We start from the raw sequence: 17548 nt of genomic DNA on the forward strand, positions 1-17548 counted from the left end.
GATCAGCCAATAATGAGGAATCATTCAAAAGCTTCAGAATGAGATGAAACATATAGAGGAAGAGAACGAAAAATCACTAAAACGATGGAGAGTGAGAAGATCCGTTTTTCCGAGGCATCTTTCGTAATTATTGTAGCTAAAATTTTATAAAAATTTATTTCTATGTTCATGCATAGAGTTGCTTTTCGCTCGCTAATTTAGCAGAAAGGCACTATCGGCTTTCCTATTTATTTCAGTGGTCTGTATTTTTATCTCTTCTTAACTGAAAATAAGTAATGTGGCATATCAAGCTCATGGTAATGCTTCATGAATCTCGTTTTGATTACCATGCCATTTCTAATCGCTAAATTCATTGAAGAAATATTTGTATCTCTGACAATGGAAACAACTTCTTCTTTATTTAGCTTTTCGAAGGCATAGTGTTTGCAAGCTTTTGCAGCTTCTATCCCATAACCTTTATGCCAATGCTTCTTAACAAGATGGTAGCCAATTTCTAAATATGATTTGCCTTCAACCGTTTGATTAGTAAGACCGCATTCACCAATGACTTCGCCTGTATTGCAACGTTCAATAGCCCACAAGCCGTACCCATTTTCCTGATACGACTTCATATTCCATTGAAGCCATCTTTGAACTTCTTCATCTGAAAACGCGTGCTCATAAGCATACATCACTTCCATGTCTTGCAAAAACTGTTTAAGATGATCGATATCGTCAATTCTCCAAGTACGTAATCGAAGCCGCTCAGTTTCAAGAATATAATGCATGCAATTTTCACCTCATTAAAAATTACGTTCAGGATTTTCCTATTACCCATTGAACTTAAATAAGCAGGAACACTATTCAGCACTTTAGCATTTACTGTTTATATTTTCCCGCAACAAAAACGGCGCATAACAGAAAAACGATTCCCAATCCGAGACCCATGATCATGGAATAGTTGAAGATATTTTTTAAAGCTAATCCTCCAGCGACTGAAGCAATGAACAATAGGATGAACTGAACGAAACGGTATAATTTCTTTTCAAATTGCCCGCCTTTCAAGATGCGAAGTTTCGAGAATGAACACACCATTAATTTTTCTTTTCATAAGATCCTAACGCAAGTCCTAAAGCGATTCCAATACAGATACCAAATAAAATATTATTAAGGATCGACCCAACTCCGGCTCCTAAACATATCCCAATAGCCAAATAGATAGTTTGCTTATTTTTGTACGTAAATGTGATAACGCTCAAAAAAAGTAAAAAAAGACTACTCCTGATGCATGAACTGAATTTTTTTCAATTCATGCTGTTTTTTCGTGAATTTCTATTTCGTAACCGAGCAGCTTCTCTAATTGTCGTTGGTGATACTCAGCGTTACTCTTCTTCTTTGGCAGGTAATCTGGACCGAGTTCCCTATAGGGTTCCTTCTTTTTAAGCATCGAATAGATCATCCTTAAAATAAGGTGAGCGAGTGCCATATTGGCTTTTTTCGGACCTCGTCGCTTCACCAGTCGATAATAATAAGCAGACAACCGTGTTTTTTTACTTCGGGCAGCTGCCCAACTCACTTGGCAAAGGATTGATTTCAACGCCTTATCACCTCGTAGGGTTCGGGTCGGTTTTTTTTTACCTGCACTTTCATTATTTCCTGGGCTGAGTCCGCCCCAAGAAGCAAGATGAGCTGCTGTTGGAAACCGAGTCATGTCCGGACCGATTTCAGCCAGGATTTCCGCCGCCGCATCCTGGTCAATGCCTGGAACCGTAACCAGCAGACCCAGTTCTTCTTTATACGCTTGCACGCTGTGATCAATTTTCGCTTCAATTTCACCAATATTGTCTTCAAGGACGAGCAGTAGATCATATTGCCGGCGCATTAATTCCCGGTGATGCGCACGCACTTTTCCATTTAACGCGTCGACCAATTTGGGTGCCTTGACTTTCAGTTTTGTTTTGATTAATCGACGGACCTGTTCCAAGGTCAGTGATTCGCCATTCATGATCGATTCCAAAAGTAATCGACCGGATACCCCAAAGACATTACTCATATAACTGGTGAGTTTTATGTTGGCATCCTGAAGTACTTTATGAATTCGATTTTTTTGAGCCGTCGCCATCTGCATCAAGCTACGTCGATAGCGCGTTAAGTCACGCAAATTGCGAATGTCAACCGGAGGCACAAAACTCGCTTCAATGAGCCCGTTGAGTAATAGTTTGGCAATCCATTGGGCATCACTGATATCCGTTTTTCTGCCTGGAACATGCTTAATACGCTGTGCATTAGCCAGTACCAACTCGAATTCCTCTTCGAGGATATTCCAAACGGGTTTCCAATAGACACCTGTACTTTCCATCGCGACGTACCGAATCTCCATTTTGAGCAGCCAATCACTTAAAGCAAGTAATGCCTTGGTGGTTGTGCCGAAGGTCCGAATCTGTTTGTTTACCTTTTGACCCGGTTCCCCATAAAGAACACAAGCAACCACGTTTTCCTGATGTACATCTAAACCTGCACAACGCGATAATAGAGCCTCCATGATTGATCATCCCCTCAATAAAAAATGGAAGGACAGGCCCCGCACCTGAGTCAATACGAATTTTTGTACACGTGCTTAGAAAAGCCACAATAGGCGGTACTCAACAATGCAGGAGATCGGTTTCTTTAACGGAGTTCACCCAATGAGACTACCAAAAGTATTCGACCTCAAGTCTGTCCTTACTTTACAAGTACCCACTCTATATCGCGAATAAGCATCACCTACATTTTCATTCAAGCGGTGTCCCGCGCCCCTCAAGCGGGTCATGGATGTTTCTTTAATTTATTATTTTTATTTTTGGGGGGCACAGGAATTATCCTTTCTGTTTGGTTTGTACGATTATTCATAGAATGTCAAAAGTTTTCGTAAAGCCATCACGGAGTTTATCTCAGTGATGCTGCCTCGCCATAAAAAATACGTTGTCATCAATAAATCAGGAGCGTTACACTTAGATTAGTCAATCTGACTTTTGTGAAGAGAAGGACACGAACAACTCAACGTTTACAAAAACCTGGTCTGAACGCTGTATTTTACGTCAATCAAAAAGAGAGAAACCACATCAAGGATTCTCCCATCCAATTAAAAGCATGGTCATCATTCAATCAGCAAAAAACATTAATAACCTGCTCCATCATTCTTTTCTGCCGCAAATGCTTACTTGTGGCAGACTGCTTCAATGTTATAGCCATCAGGATCTAAGAGATAGGCGGCATAGTATTGAGGGTGATAATGCACTCGGTATCCAGGCGCACCATTACTTTTTCCACCATAATTTATCCCTCGTTCAAAGAAATCATGGACTTCCTTATGGGTATCGGCCTGAAATGCAAAATGGCCAGATACAGGTTTCCCAACGGACAGCCACAAATCCCCGCCTGGGTCACTTGAAAGGCCATCACTGAAACTCACCGTTTGCTCGCTAACTAATTTCTTGCGATAACCTAGCACCGTAAGAACACTTTCATAAAAATCAGTACTGCGTTTCAAATCACTAACGATCACATTAATATGATTAATCATTTGCTTATCATCCACCCTCGATCTCTTTTTCTTATCTCTATTATAAAACGTATGTTTTCTTATCTCCATTATAGAACATACGTTCCTTTCTTTTAACAATTTATACCAAGGTTACGATATTTGTCAAAAATAAAATCAAGGTATGGAATGTCGCATCATTAGTGCTTAGCATTAATGTTTATCGTTGTTCATCCCTGTTAAAACGTACGATCAGACAGATAACTAGCGAGTTCTTTTTTCATTTTTCCATGCTTTTCTTCACTAAATTGCTTGTCATCATCAAACCAGTTCGACGAATCATAGAGCCACACCGGCTTTTTTCGTCGTTCTTCGCTTTCCCACTCGTAGCGGGGAAAAATGTGTGCGTGTAAGAACGCATCAGCATTGCCCAATAGGTCGTAATTAACGCGGAGCGGGTGACAAACCTTGAGGATTGCGTCACCAATTAAACTCATATCAGTTAAAAACTGTGAACGTTCCGGAACGGCTAAGTCATTAAGGCTAAACACTTCTCTTTTCGGAAGCAGAACGCAATAGCCCGGCAAAAATTGTGTATCACCAATTACCGCGTAGCCGCTTTTCAATTCTGCAAGAACCATCGGATTGGTTCCGTTTTTCGCTGATTCGATTCTGTTTTCCTTCCAGTTCATGATGCGTAACACCTCCTTTTTTTCTTGTTGCACCACGATATTCCGGTCAAAAAGGATCGAATAACGTATCCCTTTTGCTATAATGAGGAAAAAAGAGAATTCACATGATGCAAACCGCAACAGCTGTCTTACCCATTTTTATTTTGATTTACATCGCAATTCCTGTCTTCATCATCTGATACATGCTTCAATTTTTAAAAATACATAAAGAATGAAACGATGTGCTCAAAGCGATTGCCCAAAAGCTAGATAAAAAGGATCAGTGACAGGGGAACCTGTCTTTTTCGTTTTCCAAAAAACGGGAAGGAGTGCGCTCTATAGCTCAATCCAGTACCGCTGCGTGATTCGGTCCCCATGCCGCAGCTCATTTTCAAGAATACCGCCATTATGAATGATTGTTTTTGCGGAACCTCTATTGTTCTTGTCACATGTGAGGAGCACGCGTTTCAGATGAAGCGCCCGCGCCTTATCGAGTGCAAGCGCCAGCATCTTAGTCGCAAAGCCCTTGCAACGTTCCGAAGGCCGAACACCATACCCAATGTGACCGCCAAGATCGAGTAAAGCTTCGTTCAATTCATGGCGCAAATGCACCGCCCCGTACAGACGTCCGTTCGCGTCCGCTAAAAAATACAAGGTTGCCGGAACCCAGCCACGCTTGCGCACCGCAGCGGTTTTTCCTTCCTCAAGCTCCGCTAAAAATTGTTGGTAGCTGATCGCTCCTTTCGCGGAAGCACTCGGAATGATTTCTTCCCCGGAAGCTACCCATCCCGACAAATAGTCGTTAAACGCATCTTCTAGTTCCGGAGTCAGCTCTACTAATTGAACCATACGATCACCTCAATGGTAGACTTTGATGCAGAATCTGCGGTTAGCCGCAAATCGCTCAAACTTGCTTGCGATAAACCACCTCAAAAACTTCGCAAAAGCACGGAATCTCGTTGTGAAATGACCGCCCTGCTTCTGCATATTCCTGCTTAAAAAAGGCCTCGTGGACGCGTCGCCAATAAGTAAGGGAACGGTCTCCTTCGCCTTCGTGATAAGCGTGTTCCCATGTGACCAAGTTATAGGGAACAATTTCCGTGACAACGGTCTTGGTAATCGCTTCCGGCTCACCATTACCATTAAGAATAATGTTGTACTCTCCGACTTGCGGAAGCGGTTCCTCTTTTTCATAGAGTTCATAGGCGGAGGTTGTCGCCGTTTTGATTCCCCGAACAACCAACTCTGCCAAATCATCAGCCATTTCAGGGGTATTGCCGAACGCCCAAGCCTGGTAGTTGTCATGCGTTAGGCCTTGCTTTGTTTTATACTCGTTCCAGAACTTTATAATCGCTTCATCGTTTGCCATTGACGTACTCCTTTTATCGACTTGATTTCTGAATTTAATATCCGCTGCCACCTATTAAATTGATTGTACAATGACGGCAAATAAAAATCCAAGGAGGAGCGCGACCAATAGATGTTGGGGGCGGTTAACGTATCGATCATTGAGCATGAAAACGGATTTTGATCAAGCGTTATGATACATTAGTGACAACGTTAGCTTTCCTATAATAAAAGGAGGTATCTTGATGAGCAAAGTGAAAATTGGAAAAAGTCAGGTTGAAACGGTTCCTCTTGGTCTGGGTACAAACAAGGTCGGAGGTCATAACTTGTTTTCCAATTTATCAGAATCGGATGGTCTGGAAACCGTTCATGCTGCGCTTAAATCGGGGATTCAATTGCTTGATACAGCTTTTATCTATGGAAAAGGACGCTCTGAAGAACTGATTGGTGAAGTCATTGCTAATTTTCCAAGAGAGCAAGTGATCATTGCCGATAAAGCCGCCCATGACTTCTCAAGCGGTGAGATGGTGCTGAATAATAATCCCCAGTTTCTGAAACAATCGGTGGATGACGCACTGAAACGACTGAAGACCGATTATATCGATATTTTTTATATACACTTCCCTGACAAAGAGACGCCAAAAAGTGAAGCAGTCGGCGCACTTCAAGAATTACGAGAAGCGGGTAAAATTCGTGCCATCGGGATTTCCAACTTTTCATTTGAACAGACACAGGAAGCCAATCAGGATGGCTATGTTGATGTCATTGAAAATTACTACAGCTTGATTCACCGTGATGAGGAAGAGAAACTATTTCCTTACTTGCGTGATGCGGGTATTTCTTTTGTTCCGTACTTCCCGCTTGAATCCGGATTGCTCACAGGCAAGTTTAACAAGGATACGACCTTTGCAGAAAGCGATCCGCGCAGTAAAGATGCGAAGTTCAATGGCGAAGCGTTCCAAAAAACAATCCAGAACTTAGACGCCATTCGCTCAATTGCACAGAATCATCATGTTGACGTCCTTCAAGTCGTACTGGCATGGTACTTGGCAAATCCCGATCTGACTGCAGTGATTCCAGGTGCGCGTAATGCCGGTCAAATTCCAGGCATTGTCCACGCGCTTGATGTAAAGCTCTCAAAAGAAGAGTATGATCTCATCGACCGAACCTTCACAAACCGATGAACACGATCAAAAAGAAGCGCTGTACGGCGCTTTTTTTGTTTTGCTGACCTGCCACTTAGTCAATACTCGGACTCGAGCGTTTTGATAAAGGCGTATTGATCACATTTGATGATCGACAAACAGATGATTAGGTATATCATCCAATGCAAAAAATTGATTATTCATCGATTCTTCATTGGATTCACTTAGCTCACCTTCAAAGTCGTGACAGGTAAACGAAATGAGAACAAGTGAAACTTGGTCGCCAGTTGCAAACATTTTATCATACTGTGGTCCTGAATGAATGCTGAATGGCCCAAGTTGTCCCAAGTACTGAAGATGTCAGTGGTTTTTACCACCTCAATAGTTTTTTTCGCGTGGACAGAAAAATACAAGACAGCTATGGCTATCGACCACTTTTGTGCTTTTATCAGTCACTTTCAAAAGTTTATCGACCACTTTTGCATTTTTATCAGTCACTTTCAAAAGTTTATCGACCATTTTTACATTTTATCAGTCACTTTCAAAAGTTTAATTTCCCGAGCAATGGTGACGATGCTCTTCTGCCTGTCCCTTGTCCCAAACCGCTTATATTGATTCTGCCGATCTTTTAATCTATAGTTATAATAAGTGTCCCTTTGATTATTTATCCGCTGATTTTCATCAAGCGGTCATTTTTGCATAGATTATGTACGGAGGTTCCTCGGCCTAGAAAAGAGATGGACAATTGTGAGATTACTTGTACTGATTAATAATTTATTTATTTTTATAATCCTCTCGTTAATGAATACGCTGATTTCGATCAAGCTTCCGCCAACCATCTTTCATATCGATGGTTGGCTGTTCCGAACAAGACGCTGGGAAAAAGACGGCGCTTTCTATCAGCAATGGTTTGGCGTGAGAAGATGGAAGAGCCTCTTGCCGGAGCTCAGCGATTTTCTGTCCTTCCTTTTTTCCAAAAAGCAAATGGAGCATTCCGGTTCTGATTATTTATATCGCTTTGCCCAAGAGACTTGTCGTGCCGAGCTTGTCCATTGGTGCATCATTATCAGTATGCTTCTGTATATGCAATGGACGCATACGGGCATGTCCGCACTGATGTTTTTCATTGCGGTTCTATGCAATCTTCCCTACATCATCATCCAACGCTATAACCGGCCTAGAATTTTAAACATTTTGGTCAATAAAAGGAATGGACTTAGCGAAAATAGTATCAAAGAGCTAGAACTACTTCATAAAGACATCTAAAGGGGAATTATTCTGTGGCTAGAATCCTGTTTCTTTCTTCGGAACATACAGGCTGCGGGCATAAAAGCATTACCGAGGCCTTGAGCGAGCAGCTAACGCTTCTTTCACCGGATAGTCATTACATAGTGATTGATGGATTTGAACTCGGCAATCGGCTTCTTCGTTCATCAAGCCGCAATTATGACTCGTTTGCGGTAAAACGTCCCTTATTATGGGGACTCTTCTATCAGTTGAGTAATCCATTTAAGGGTTTCATTAATACATTTATTGCGCACAGCATTCGGAAACCGCTGTTAAAAAAGGTTCGCGCCTTTCGTCCGGACGTCATTGTGTCCGTGCATAACCTCTTTGTTGGTTCGGTGATCAGCGTCTTAAACCAAGCACATCTGGATATCCCGGTCGTTTCGTTGATTGCAGATTTAGACAATGTCACAAACTTGTGGGCGGACAAACGGGCAGCCAATGTGATCTGTCCGTCTGAAGAGACGCGGCGGCAGATGCTGAAGGCCGGCATGGCACCGGAGCAATTAGTGAAGACCGGCTTCCCGGTACGCAGCGCGTTCTGCACATTACAACGTCCCGAACTTTGCCTTGCAAACAAGCATTTCATTTCAATTTTATTAATGAGCGGGAGTCAGGGATCGGCTCAGGTGCTGAAAATCGCTCGAACATTGGTTCACAATAAAATGATCCGCCTAACCATTATTGCCGGACACAATACAGTTTTAAAGAAAACACTCGAACAAACCCTAGCTCCCTACATTGGCAATCAAGTGACCATTTACGGGTTTACTTCGGAAGTGAAGGCGCGGATGATGGAGGCGGATCTTCTGATCATGCGGGCAAGTCCTAATGTCTTAATGGAAGCAGTCAACCTTTGCAAACCCGTCATCGTAACCGGTGCGCTGCGCGGACAAGAGGCGAAGAATCCCCAGTTTGTTGTCACTCATAAATTAGGACTTTATTGCAGAGATGTGCAGGATTTGCCAGAGATGATCGCAGAATTATCGGCGCATAGCGGTGAAAAGTTGCGGCAAATCGCTGAGAACCAGTACCATTTCAGGAAGCCTGAGTCTGCTCGCGTGATCACTGAGCGGATCATTCAGATCGCCAAAGCGAAAAACTCGTCCCAAGATCGGCCGATCGCTTAATCGATTGCGCCGTTCAAAACCGATTCCAGGGTGCAGGTATATGACCAAAAAAACAAAACTCAAACTTATAGTCGGTATTATCATTACAATGCTTGTGATCTATTATTCATTCAAAACACTTGGTCGTTTAGACCTTAGTCCGCTGTTCCATGCGAACATTAATGGATTTCTGGTCTTCGTTTCCGTTGTGCTCACCCTCTATTCAAACTATGTTCGCGGACTTGGCTATACATTGGGCATCGATTCGGCGATTGATCGGCTGACCGCCCTGCAGATCGTCGGCATCGGACATGCGGCAAACATGATCCTTCCGCTCCATATTGGGGATGGTTTACGTTTCGCGTTCTTCCCGGATGGCTACAGCGCGCTGCGGCGAACAAAACTCGTCATGATCCCAGCGGTTGCGGATTCGATTGCGATTATCCTGATCTCACTGCTTGCGGTTCCATTTTCCAGATTTACCGACCCGGTGATTGTTCACCTACTCTGGATGCTTTTCTTTGCCTGTATCGCGCTGATCGTGTTGCTTCTCGCCGGTTTCTGTTTTGTGCCGCGGCTGCGCCGCTTCATTCGTCGTTATCTGACCATCAGCATGTTGAACATGATGCTTTGGGTGCTTTTCTCCTATGTTCTCCTGCTTGTGGCCACCTGGGCGGGACTGGCCGCATTCGGTTATAGCTGGCACCAATCGCTTCGCTTATCGCTGGCGGTTTTTGCTACAACGAATTTCGTCGGTTTTATCCCCGCCTCGCCCGGTGCCGTCGGTCTTTTCGAATACGGTGTCATCGTTGCTCTCGCCGGACTAGGCATACAGCAGAATGCCGCATTGTCGGCCGGCCTCTTGCTCCACGTCATCCAATACGCGGCATTGCTTCCATTGGGTCTTGTCCTTTTTATTCTGGCGCTACGCGGAAACTATGGAAAAACAGTCAAAAGGGCACTGCATCAGAAGTTATAACCCTTGCAGTGCACATCTTCCTGTAGGAACAACCAATGATCATTGGTTGCAGCTTTCATTGCCTTTGATTGTCCCTTCCTGATCAGCATCGGACTTTTGTTTGTTGCGCTAACAAATAGCTGATGATCTCCTTTCGTCGAATAATGCCGATAAAGACGCCGCTGTCGTCCACGATTGGAACAAAATTTTGTGTCAACGACGTTTCGATCATATCTTCAATGGCGACATTAATCGACATCGCCGAACTATCCCGATGGCGCGGCACATGACTCAATGGCAGATGTTCTGTATCTTTAAAATCGAGCGATGCATGGTTCTTCAAGTTCCAAAGCATGTCGCCTTCGGTTAGGGTCCCCACATACCTCCCACTTCGATTTAGCACCGGAATTGCGGTATAACGATAATGCTCCATCTTTTCAAGTGCCTGCCTGATGGTCCAATCCTCATAAACAAATTCCACTTCGTTTTTCGGAGTAATCAGAAATGCAGCGTTCATGCTCGACTCACTCTCCATCACTTTGTTTCATCGTCCACCTAACCATTCGATGAAACCGTATACATTGTGGCTATCGTATCGAAAGGGGAGGCAATTTGTTCCGTATTCGCCGGATCAATAGGGATCATCCGCACGTGATTCTTCTATAGAAAAAGACGCGCTTGTTACCTGTGCAGCACCAGTGGTTCATCACGGCACTGCTTTTACTGATAAAAAATTTCTATTTCAACATTCTTCGATAGTCAAAATAAGCCATTTATACTATTATCTTTATATCACAAAAAAAAATAATGAATCATGAAACCGAGTGACATTCATGCGAATTACGGAGGCCCGCGACCATGCATAACGATCAAAAGCAGTGTGCAGATCATCAGAATGGGGATACCGCCCAGTATCCTGATTTATTTTATCGTTCATTATTTGACAACAGCCCTGATCTCATTTTCTATATGGATGTGAATGGAGTCATCGCTTTACCAAACAAACGCTTTTCTAAGTTTATTGGCTATCCGGTCAATGAGATCATCTTAAAGAAAATGGATCAGTTTCTGGCAGATGAACAAATTCCCTCATTCACCACTGCTTATCAGAGGGTGCTGCTTGGTGAGAAGCAGTACCTAAATTCCGTTTTCGTGCACAAGAACGGCAGGCGTTTCGATGTCCATTTAACGATGCTCCCGACTACGTCTGAGAATAAAGTGATTGGCATGTTTGCGGTTGCAACCGATGTGACGCAAACCAATCGTTTGAAGCAATCGCTTATCGAATCGGAAATACTCTTCAAAAGCATCACAGACAGTGCTTCTTTTGCGATCTTTATTTTTCAAGGAAAAAAACTCATTTATGGGAATCCGCAACTCTATGCATTTCTTGAACCAGAGCTCGCAGGAGATGCATGCATTCTTGATGTGCTGCATCCGGATGATCAATCGAACGTTCGATCCATTACCGATCAATTAGTCGCTGGAGAGAAAGGCATCGATTTTTCATTTCGAAAGATCAGAGATGGTGAGATGCATCACTTTGATTGCTCGATTAAGAAAATTATCTATCGCGACAAAGCAACGTTTATCGGCAGTATTCAAGACGTAACCAAACGCAAAGAAGCAGAAGCGTTAACCAAATACCTGATTAATCATGACGAATTAACCGATCTGCCTAACAGCAGATTTTTCCGCAAAAAACTGGAACAGGAATTGATTGTCAGCAACTCGCTGCACCAGAATCTGGCTGTAATGTATTTGGATCTGGAGCGTTTTAAATACATCAATGATACATTAGGCCATCCGACCGGTGATGAATTGCTAAAACAGTTTGCGAAAAAACTGAGAGCTTTACTTGATGTGCGTCATTTTATCGCCCGAATCAGTGCCGATGAGTTTCTCATTCTCTGTCCAAATGTCTTCTATCCAACGGTCGTCAATCTCGCAGAAACCATGGTCAGCGCATTTGACGAACCGTTCCTCATTAACGATTACCGGATCCCGGTTTCACTCAATCTTGGGATCAGTATCTTTCCTGATGATGGCGATGATGGCACAACTTTAATGAAACATGCCGACGCTGCACTTCATTGGGCACAGAAAGACAAACATAACCGTTACCGGATCTTCACATCCACGATGGATATCACTGGCTACAAGCGGTTCACCTTAGAGTCAGACTTGAGAAATTCACTCGATTTGCATCAATTCGACTTATATTATCAGCCCAAGGTCGATCTCTTTACCAATCAAATTGTGGGCGCTGAGGCACTGATCCGCTGGAATCACCCAAAATGGGGGCTTGTATCACCAACGGAATTCATCCCGCTTGCAGAAGAAATCGGCGTTATGCGTCAAATCGACCGCTGGATCGAGGAGACGGCATGTCGCCAAAATAAGGCTTGGCAGGAAGCTGGACTACCCGAACTCCCAATTTCCGTCAATTTAACGGCGTATCGTTTTCTAGAAAACGACCTCGTTACACGTATTCTGGAAATTTTAAATCAAACAAAACTGGACCCGCACAATTTGGAAGTTGAGATTGTGGAGACCTCGCTTCTTGAAAATGAAGCAACGGTTCTTTCGATTTTAGATGGCCTCAGAGCAAACGGAATTGGCATTCATCTTGACGACTTCGGCACCGGCTACTCATCGCTTTCTTATCTGAAACGATTCAAAGGCAAGATCGATACGCTGAAAATTGATAAATCGTTTATTGATGACTTGAATGCAACTGGCGATAACAGCTCTCGGTTTATTACGCAATCAATCATCGATCTCGCTCACCATTTGAACATGCGCGTAGTCGCAGAAGGAGTCGAAACGCAAGAACAGCTGCAGTTGCTGAAAGAAATCAAATGTGATGTCGTACAAGGTTATTTATTTTCTAGACCCATACCGGCCGACCAGTTTGCCAAATTTGTGCGCAAACAACGTGGCCGTTCCGCCGACATAAGCCGACATGCTCAAAGAAAGCCTCATAAAAATAGGCGTAAGTTCTTTAGAGTCGCCCTTAAATCGCCGTTAAAAGCGTCCGTCACATTAGATCATTTCCATGGTCAAACGGTTCGTCTCGGGCAATCGCGTATTTTAATTGAAAATATCGGGCTGGGCGGATTGCGCTTCTTATCGGATTTACGGTTCGGGATTGATTCCTCAATGATCTTAAAAATAGAAACAACGATTCTTGGGAAGGCAGCTACATTCTATGGTTCAGTCGTTTGGGCGAAGGAACTCAAAACAGAGATTTTCCAGTACGGGTTCGTATTTAACATGAGTGAGAAGGAGCGGACACTCCTCTCGCAGCAGCTCAATCGTTTGGCACATATGCTCAAAACCGCTTCGCCTACTCCCAATCCTGATTTCGTAACGACGGACAAGTTCGACTTTTTCTCAAACGTAAAGGATTCACGGTAAGAAAAAGCCGACCATGCCATGGTGCGTGAATCCATGAATTTAAGCGCGCTTCTGCACCTGTTTATATTCATGTTCGAGTTCTGATAAGGATAATTCAAAGAGATGCTTTCCATTTTTCTTGTAGACATGATGGGCAATCAACCGTTCAATTAATTGTTCACGCCTGTTTTCAACGGTCTTTCGAAGCGCACTATTCATGATGCTGACCACTCCTTACAAAAAATTAAAACCTGCTTTCCCTTCACGTCTAAGAGGAGGAAGCAGGTTTTTATTCGATCGTGTCCTCGACTTATCTTCAAGCAACGTATTCTGCTTGTGGAATTAGCACCGTGCCACGTGTGGGTCGGTTGCTGAGGCTTCGCAGGGCCAATCCCTCCGCCTCTCTGGATAAGCATGACTGAATCATGGCTATTCTTTTGGTGGTGATCACAGATCTGTCGTTTACAATGTGCATGCTTTGCTAACGTTCATCAGGCAGCGACGGTTCGGGTCTTTCTTCATCTTTTAATGCTTGCAGAACAGCGATAGCCGATCGGTAGTAGAAGGTGGCTGCTGTTTGAATTCCGGCAGGATCAACACGGAACGCAGGATGATGCCAGTCCTCCGGTCCATTCGACCCAATAAAGGCAAATACGCCCGGAACTTCACGCTGGAAACATGAGAAGTCATCGCCGGCCACCGATAAGTCTGGGGTAACCACGTTAGTCTCCGCTTTGTTTGCATCGTAAATGATCTTCGCTATTGTTTCATTATTAAATACTGAAGGCGTGCCTTGCCCCCACTCAACCTGAACCTGCACATTGTACGCATGTTGAAGTCCAGCAGCAATTGCTTCAAATCGGTCAATGATTAACACGCGGTCCTCATCATAAAAAGTGCGTACCGTACCCAACAGTTCAACTGCTTCAGGCAGCACATTCCAGACATCGCCGCCGTGAATACTTGTGACACTCACCACTGCTTCATGCTTCGGGGTGATGTTGCGGCTGACAATCGATTGCACCGTTTGAATGAACGATGAGGCAGCAACGATCGCATCTCGCGTGCGTTCAGGAATCGCTGCATGTCCGCCAATGCCATGAAATGTAACTTTAAACTTATCGCAAGCAGCCATTAACGGACCGGATTTGATGCCAATCGTTCCTACCGGCAGATCCGGTTTATTATGCACGCCGATCACCGCACGAAGTCCTTTGAGCTGACCGTCATTAACCACCTTAAGCCCTCCGTGTCCCGCTTCTTCAGCAGGCTGGAAAATCAACCGAACCGTACCCGGGAGTTTCGGCTGATTTTGCTTTAACAGATCGGCAGCCCAAAGCAAAGCGGTTGTATGAAAATCATGGCCACAGGCATGCATGACACCGTCATTTTGCGACTTATAAGGCAGATCGGTTTGTTCAAGGATCGGCAAGGCATCAATATCCGCGCGAAGTCCGATAGCCGGACCGTCCGGATCACCTGAGATATCGGCGAAAACTCCCGTTTCAAGATGGCTCTCCCTTAGCGAAATGGAAAGGTCCTGAAGCCTTTTTTTAATCAGATTGGTTGTTTCATGCTCGTGCAGCGATCGTTCCGGGTGCTGATGCAATGTTTTAAAAAGCGTGAGATATGTTGTTTCTTCATCTAAAATTTGGCTCATCTTTTCTATTCATCTGCCTTATGATCGAGACTGCGGCGTAAGCGTTGCATCGCTGCTTTCGTTTGCAAGCGTCTCCACCTGATTTAATGCATTCAGAATAAACGCTTCATCAAATGTTTTGAAGACAAAACGGAAACCAATCTCCGTCTCCACGCATTCTTTGGCCAGAATTTGCTTCGCCTCATTGACATTCTTCAGTCTGAACTGCTCCAATGCGTCAATGAGACCAACTCGCCTATAAAAAGGCAGCAGCTTGCGCACTTCCGCATGCTGTCCCAATGTGGCAAGCAGGACAAGCAACCCATATGCGACCTTGATGCCATGCTGGTAGCGGCTCATGCCTTGGATCTTGATCATCGCATTATGAATCGCATGGGCACCGGAAGCGCGCCCATAATCGCGGGCGAAACTGCCGACCGTTCCGGAAATTCCGACAATAACATCAGAGATAATTCGGAAGGCCGGACTGATTTGGTGGCGTTCCATGCTTGTTACCGCTTCTTCGGAATACTGAAGCAGCAACTTTTTTGTCTGCAGAGCTGCACTTAGTCCAAGTGAAACAAAGGGATCGTTTTGCTGACTCTCATCTTTCCGAATCGCCTCTGCTTCATACCACTTGGCTAATGTATCGCCAATCCCGGCAATATAATAATCCTTTGGTGAATCAATGAGTAAGGATAAATCGACGAGCACGGCATAGGCGGTTTCTTGAAAATGATCGCGGCCGACATGCTCATGCTTTTGATTGTAGATGATGGCCAGTGGTGTATAGGCGGAACACGTACCCAGAACGGTCGGAATGCAGATGTACTGCGCGCGCAGCCGGTGATTGACGCCTTTTGCAGTATCTAGAACGCGACCACCGCCGATTGCGATGATCAGATCTGCCTGCCCGATTTCACGAGTCAGCCGATCCATATCTTCATGGCTTGATGTGCCATCGTAATGATGGACCGGCCACTTAATCTCTTTCTGATAAACCGTTTGAAAAGCAGTAAACGACTTTTTTCCTGTAATAATATGAACGGATGCAAACGGAACCGTCAATTCATCGAGATGACAGATCGCATCCTCTGAACAGAGATATTGACTCGGACCGCCTCGGACAATCTTACCTAAATCCATGGATTTTTCTCTCCTTCAATGATGACTTAGTCAAACGCTTTGGCCAATGCTTGATCCAGATCAGCAATGAGATCGTCTGCATCTTCTAGACCAATTGACAGACGAATCCATGTGTTAGTCAGGCCGCTTTTTTCTCGAGCAGCTATGGGAATTTCACGGTGAGTGGTTCGGCCTGGATTCACAATCAACGAGCGTGCGTCGCCGACATTGGGCAAATAACTAAAGATCTTGACCGCATTTAAAATTTTCTTTGCTTCGGTTTCGCTGCCATCAACTTCAAATGCGAAAATCGCACCGACGCCTCGGGGAAAATCACGGGCAACAAGTTCATGCTGCGGATGATTCGGCAATCCTGAGTAATGCACCGCTTTCACGTGTGGATGATTAGACAGGTGCCGAGCAATTTTCTCCGTACTGGCAACTTGTTTTGCGAGACGTTCCGACAACGTTTCAATACCTAAAAGCACAAGGTAGGCATCAAACGGACTCAAGGCTGCCCCAAGCAGCCGAAGGTACTTCACACGAATTCGTGCTGTGAATGCTTTCGCTCCGAATGTTTCGACAAAACTTCGTTCAACCTGTTCCTCTTCATCTCCCAGGACATAATCCTTCTCTTCAAATTGTTTGAAACGCCCATTGCCGTAATCAAACTGCTCTGCATCAACAATGAGTCCCGAAACCACCTCACCATGCCCGCTGATTCCTTTTGTTGAAGAATAGACGACAAGATCGGCACCGTGACGAATTGGGTTAAATAGATAAGGGGTCGGAAAAGTATTGTCGATGACCAGCGGAAGTCCATGCTGATGTGCCCGTTCCGCAAGTGCTTTAACGTTTGTTACCATTGTATCAGGATTTGTGACACTTTCTGCAAAAATCGCCTTGGTATCTGCTTTGATTGCCGCTTCTACTTGTGCCAAATCGTTGATGTCATCGATAAAGTCAAACTGAATGCCGAATTTAGGAAATAGCGTGCGAAATTCGTCAAAGCTCGATCCGTAGATATTCGCAGCGGTAATGATTCTGCCGCCGCCTTCAGCCAAATTAAGCAACGCATAAGAAACGGCAGCCATTCCTGATGCAACTGCCACCGCTTCTTTTCCACCATCCAATTCGGCAATTCTTTTTTCCAACACAGCAGTCGTTGGATTACCGATTCGCGAATAACTGAAGCCTTTTTCTTTAAGATTAACTAGCTGTTCTGCACGTTCTGTGTCACCAAATCCGAAGGCGACCGTTTGATAAATCGGAACTTGCGATGCATTGTTATGCTGCGTGCGGTCATAGCCTGCATGTATTTTTAATGTGTCAAAACGATGCCTTGATTCTTCCATCATTGATCTTCCTC

The 17548-nt window shown here is 44.3% G+C and carries 18 protein-coding genes and 1 riboswitch; of the genes, 5 read left to right on the top strand and 13 right to left on the bottom strand.

Features of this window, described 5'->3' with window-relative positions; all coding sequences use genetic code 11:
- Positions 1-248 precede the first annotated feature (248 nt).
- The 7 genes from K7399_RS10250 to K7399_RS10275 all read right to left on the bottom strand — a co-directional run bounded on the left by K7399_RS10250 (position 249) and on the right by K7399_RS10275 (position 5539).
- Positions 249-767 carry a GNAT family N-acetyltransferase gene (locus K7399_RS10250; RefSeq protein ID WP_128166979.1) on the bottom strand — a complete coding sequence of 173 codons (519 nt, stop codon included), beginning with the start codon at positions 765-767 and terminating at the stop codon, positions 249-251.
- A 306-nt stretch (positions 768-1073) separates the two neighbouring features.
- Positions 1074-1238 carry a glycine zipper domain-containing protein gene (locus K7399_RS16355; protein ID WP_476749665.1) on the bottom strand — a complete coding sequence of 55 codons (165 nt, stop codon included), beginning with the start codon at positions 1236-1238 and terminating at the stop codon, positions 1074-1076.
- A gap of 50 nt (positions 1239-1288) precedes the next feature.
- Positions 1289-2521 (bottom strand): IS110 family RNA-guided transposase, encoded by a 1233-nt coding sequence (locus K7399_RS10255; protein WP_128166983.1) that lies wholly within the window; start codon positions 2519-2521, stop codon positions 1289-1291.
- Between the two features lie 654 nt (positions 2522-3175).
- Positions 3176-3556: a VOC family protein gene (locus K7399_RS10260; RefSeq protein ID WP_206612213.1), complete on the bottom strand. Its 381-nt coding sequence runs from the start codon at positions 3554-3556 to the stop codon at positions 3176-3178.
- Between the two features lie 182 nt (positions 3557-3738).
- On the bottom strand, positions 3739-4191 hold the full coding sequence (locus K7399_RS10265) for an HIT family protein (RefSeq protein WP_128166984.1): 453 nt from the start codon (positions 4189-4191) through the stop codon (positions 3739-3741).
- A 315-nt stretch (positions 4192-4506) separates the two neighbouring features.
- Positions 4507-5019, bottom strand: a complete 513-nt coding sequence (locus K7399_RS10270) for a GNAT family N-acetyltransferase (RefSeq protein ID WP_028975892.1) — start codon at positions 5017-5019, stop codon at positions 4507-4509.
- A 55-nt stretch (positions 5020-5074) separates the two neighbouring features.
- Positions 5075-5539 (bottom strand): ASCH domain-containing protein, encoded by a 465-nt coding sequence (locus K7399_RS10275; RefSeq protein WP_010024934.1) that lies wholly within the window; start codon positions 5537-5539, stop codon positions 5075-5077.
- A gap of 223 nt (positions 5540-5762) precedes the next feature.
- Between K7399_RS10275 and K7399_RS10280 the strand changes: the two genes are divergently transcribed.
- The gene (locus tag K7399_RS10280; protein WP_028975893.1) at positions 5763-6701 is read left to right on the top strand and encodes an aldo/keto reductase; all 939 of its coding nucleotides are present in this window, start codon (positions 5763-5765) and stop codon (positions 6699-6701) included.
- A 99-nt stretch (positions 6702-6800) separates the two neighbouring features.
- On the opposite strand, the gene K7399_RS10285 is transcribed toward K7399_RS10280, so the two are convergent.
- The gene (locus tag K7399_RS10285) at positions 6801-6959 is read right to left on the bottom strand and encodes an NUDIX hydrolase (protein ID WP_160168686.1); all 159 of its coding nucleotides are present in this window, start codon (positions 6957-6959) and stop codon (positions 6801-6803) included.
- 450 nt (positions 6960-7409) lie between these two features.
- Between K7399_RS10285 and K7399_RS10290 the strand changes: the two genes are divergently transcribed.
- The 3 genes from K7399_RS10290 to K7399_RS10300 are packed head-to-tail and all read left to right on the top strand — an operon-like array spanning position 7410 to position 10037.
- The gene (locus K7399_RS10290; protein WP_037562745.1) at positions 7410-7928 is read left to right on the top strand and encodes a glycosyl-4,4'-diaponeurosporenoate acyltransferase CrtO family protein; all 519 of its coding nucleotides are present in this window, start codon (positions 7410-7412) and stop codon (positions 7926-7928) included.
- A gap of 14 nt (positions 7929-7942) precedes the next feature.
- Complete coding sequence (locus K7399_RS10295) at positions 7943-9079, top strand: MGDG synthase family glycosyltransferase (RefSeq protein WP_028975895.1); 1137 nt, start codon at positions 7943-7945, stop codon at positions 9077-9079.
- Between the two features lie 40 nt (positions 9080-9119).
- Entirely contained in the window at positions 9120-10037 is a 918-nt protein-coding gene (locus K7399_RS10300) for a lysylphosphatidylglycerol synthase domain-containing protein (protein WP_028975896.1), read from the top strand.
- An 82-nt stretch (positions 10038-10119) separates the two neighbouring features.
- Here the strand turns inward: K7399_RS10300 and K7399_RS10305 are convergent, their stop codons facing one another.
- Positions 10120-10533: a CBS domain-containing protein gene (locus K7399_RS10305; RefSeq protein ID WP_028975897.1), complete on the bottom strand. Its 414-nt coding sequence runs from the start codon at positions 10531-10533 to the stop codon at positions 10120-10122.
- A 341-nt stretch (positions 10534-10874) separates the two neighbouring features.
- Between K7399_RS10305 and K7399_RS10310 the strand changes: the two genes are divergently transcribed.
- A complete protein-coding gene (locus tag K7399_RS10310) occupies positions 10875-13436 on the top strand; it encodes an EAL domain-containing protein (RefSeq protein ID WP_051577783.1) in 2562 nt (853 codons plus the stop codon).
- A 39-nt stretch (positions 13437-13475) separates the two neighbouring features.
- On the opposite strand, the gene K7399_RS10315 is transcribed toward K7399_RS10310, so the two are convergent.
- From K7399_RS10315 to K7399_RS10330, 4 genes are all read right to left on the bottom strand, one after another.
- Complete coding sequence (locus tag K7399_RS10315) at positions 13476-13634, bottom strand: Fur-regulated basic protein FbpA (RefSeq protein ID WP_081788005.1); 159 nt, start codon at positions 13632-13634, stop codon at positions 13476-13478.
- An 88-nt stretch (positions 13635-13722) separates the two neighbouring features.
- Positions 13723-13830, bottom strand: a riboswitch (SAM riboswitch).
- A 66-nt stretch (positions 13831-13896) separates the two neighbouring features.
- Positions 13897-15075, bottom strand: a complete 1179-nt coding sequence (locus K7399_RS10320) for an amidohydrolase (protein WP_028975898.1) — start codon at positions 15073-15075, stop codon at positions 13897-13899.
- 18 nt (positions 15076-15093) lie between these two features.
- Complete coding sequence (locus tag K7399_RS10325; RefSeq protein ID WP_028975899.1) at positions 15094-16200, bottom strand: iron-containing alcohol dehydrogenase family protein; 1107 nt, start codon at positions 16198-16200, stop codon at positions 15094-15096.
- 26 nt (positions 16201-16226) lie between these two features.
- Positions 16227-17537, bottom strand: coding sequence for an O-acetylhomoserine aminocarboxypropyltransferase/cysteine synthase family protein (locus K7399_RS10330; RefSeq protein WP_028975900.1), 1311 nt, complete (start codon positions 17535-17537; stop codon positions 16227-16229).
- Between the last annotated feature and the right edge of the window lie 11 nt (positions 17538-17548).

Source organism: Sporolactobacillus terrae (assembly GCF_019930545.1).
Lineage (GTDB): Bacteria > Bacillota > Bacilli > Bacillales > Sporolactobacillaceae > Sporolactobacillus > Sporolactobacillus terrae.

What these genes read in the sequence shown, in the direction of transcription:
- K7399_RS10285 (WP_160168686.1), bottom strand. Translation starts at nt 6,959, where the DNA reads ATGTTTGCAACTGGCGACCAAGTTTCACTTGTTCTCATTTCGTTTACC.
- K7399_RS10270 (WP_028975892.1), bottom strand. Translation starts at nt 5,019, where the DNA reads ATGGTTCAATTAGTAGAGCTGACTCCGGAACTAGAAGATGCGTTTAAC.
- K7399_RS10310 (WP_051577783.1), top strand. Translation starts at nt 10,875, where the DNA reads ATGCATAACGATCAAAAGCAGTGTGCAGATCATCAGAATGGGGATACC.
- K7399_RS10325 (WP_028975899.1), bottom strand. Translation starts at nt 16,200, where the DNA reads ATGGATTTAGGTAAGATTGTCCGAGGCGGTCCGAGTCAATATCTCTGT.
- K7399_RS10250 (WP_128166979.1), bottom strand. Translation starts at nt 767, where the DNA reads ATGCATTATATTCTTGAAACTGAGCGGCTTCGATTACGTACTTGGAGA.
- K7399_RS10300 (WP_028975896.1), top strand. Translation starts at nt 9,120, where the DNA reads ATGACCAAAAAAACAAAACTCAAACTTATAGTCGGTATTATCATTACA.
- K7399_RS10330 (WP_028975900.1), bottom strand. Translation starts at nt 17,537, where the DNA reads ATGATGGAAGAATCAAGGCATCGTTTTGACACATTAAAAATACATGCA.
- K7399_RS10275 (WP_010024934.1), bottom strand. Translation starts at nt 5,539, where the DNA reads ATGGCAAACGATGAAGCGATTATAAAGTTCTGGAACGAGTATAAAACA.
- K7399_RS10320 (WP_028975898.1), bottom strand. Translation starts at nt 15,075, where the DNA reads ATGAGCCAAATTTTAGATGAAGAAACAACATATCTCACGCTTTTTAAA.
- K7399_RS10255 (WP_128166983.1), bottom strand. Translation starts at nt 2,521, where the DNA reads ATGGAGGCTCTATTATCGCGTTGTGCAGGTTTAGATGTACATCAGGAA.
- K7399_RS10315 (WP_081788005.1), bottom strand. Translation starts at nt 13,634, where the DNA reads ATGAATAGTGCGCTTCGAAAGACCGTTGAAAACAGGCGTGAACAATTA.
- K7399_RS10280 (WP_028975893.1), top strand. Translation starts at nt 5,763, where the DNA reads ATGAGCAAAGTGAAAATTGGAAAAAGTCAGGTTGAAACGGTTCCTCTT.
- K7399_RS10265 (WP_128166984.1), bottom strand. Translation starts at nt 4,191, where the DNA reads ATGAACTGGAAGGAAAACAGAATCGAATCAGCGAAAAACGGAACCAAT.
- K7399_RS10305 (WP_028975897.1), bottom strand. Translation starts at nt 10,533, where the DNA reads ATGAACGCTGCATTTCTGATTACTCCGAAAAACGAAGTGGAATTTGTT.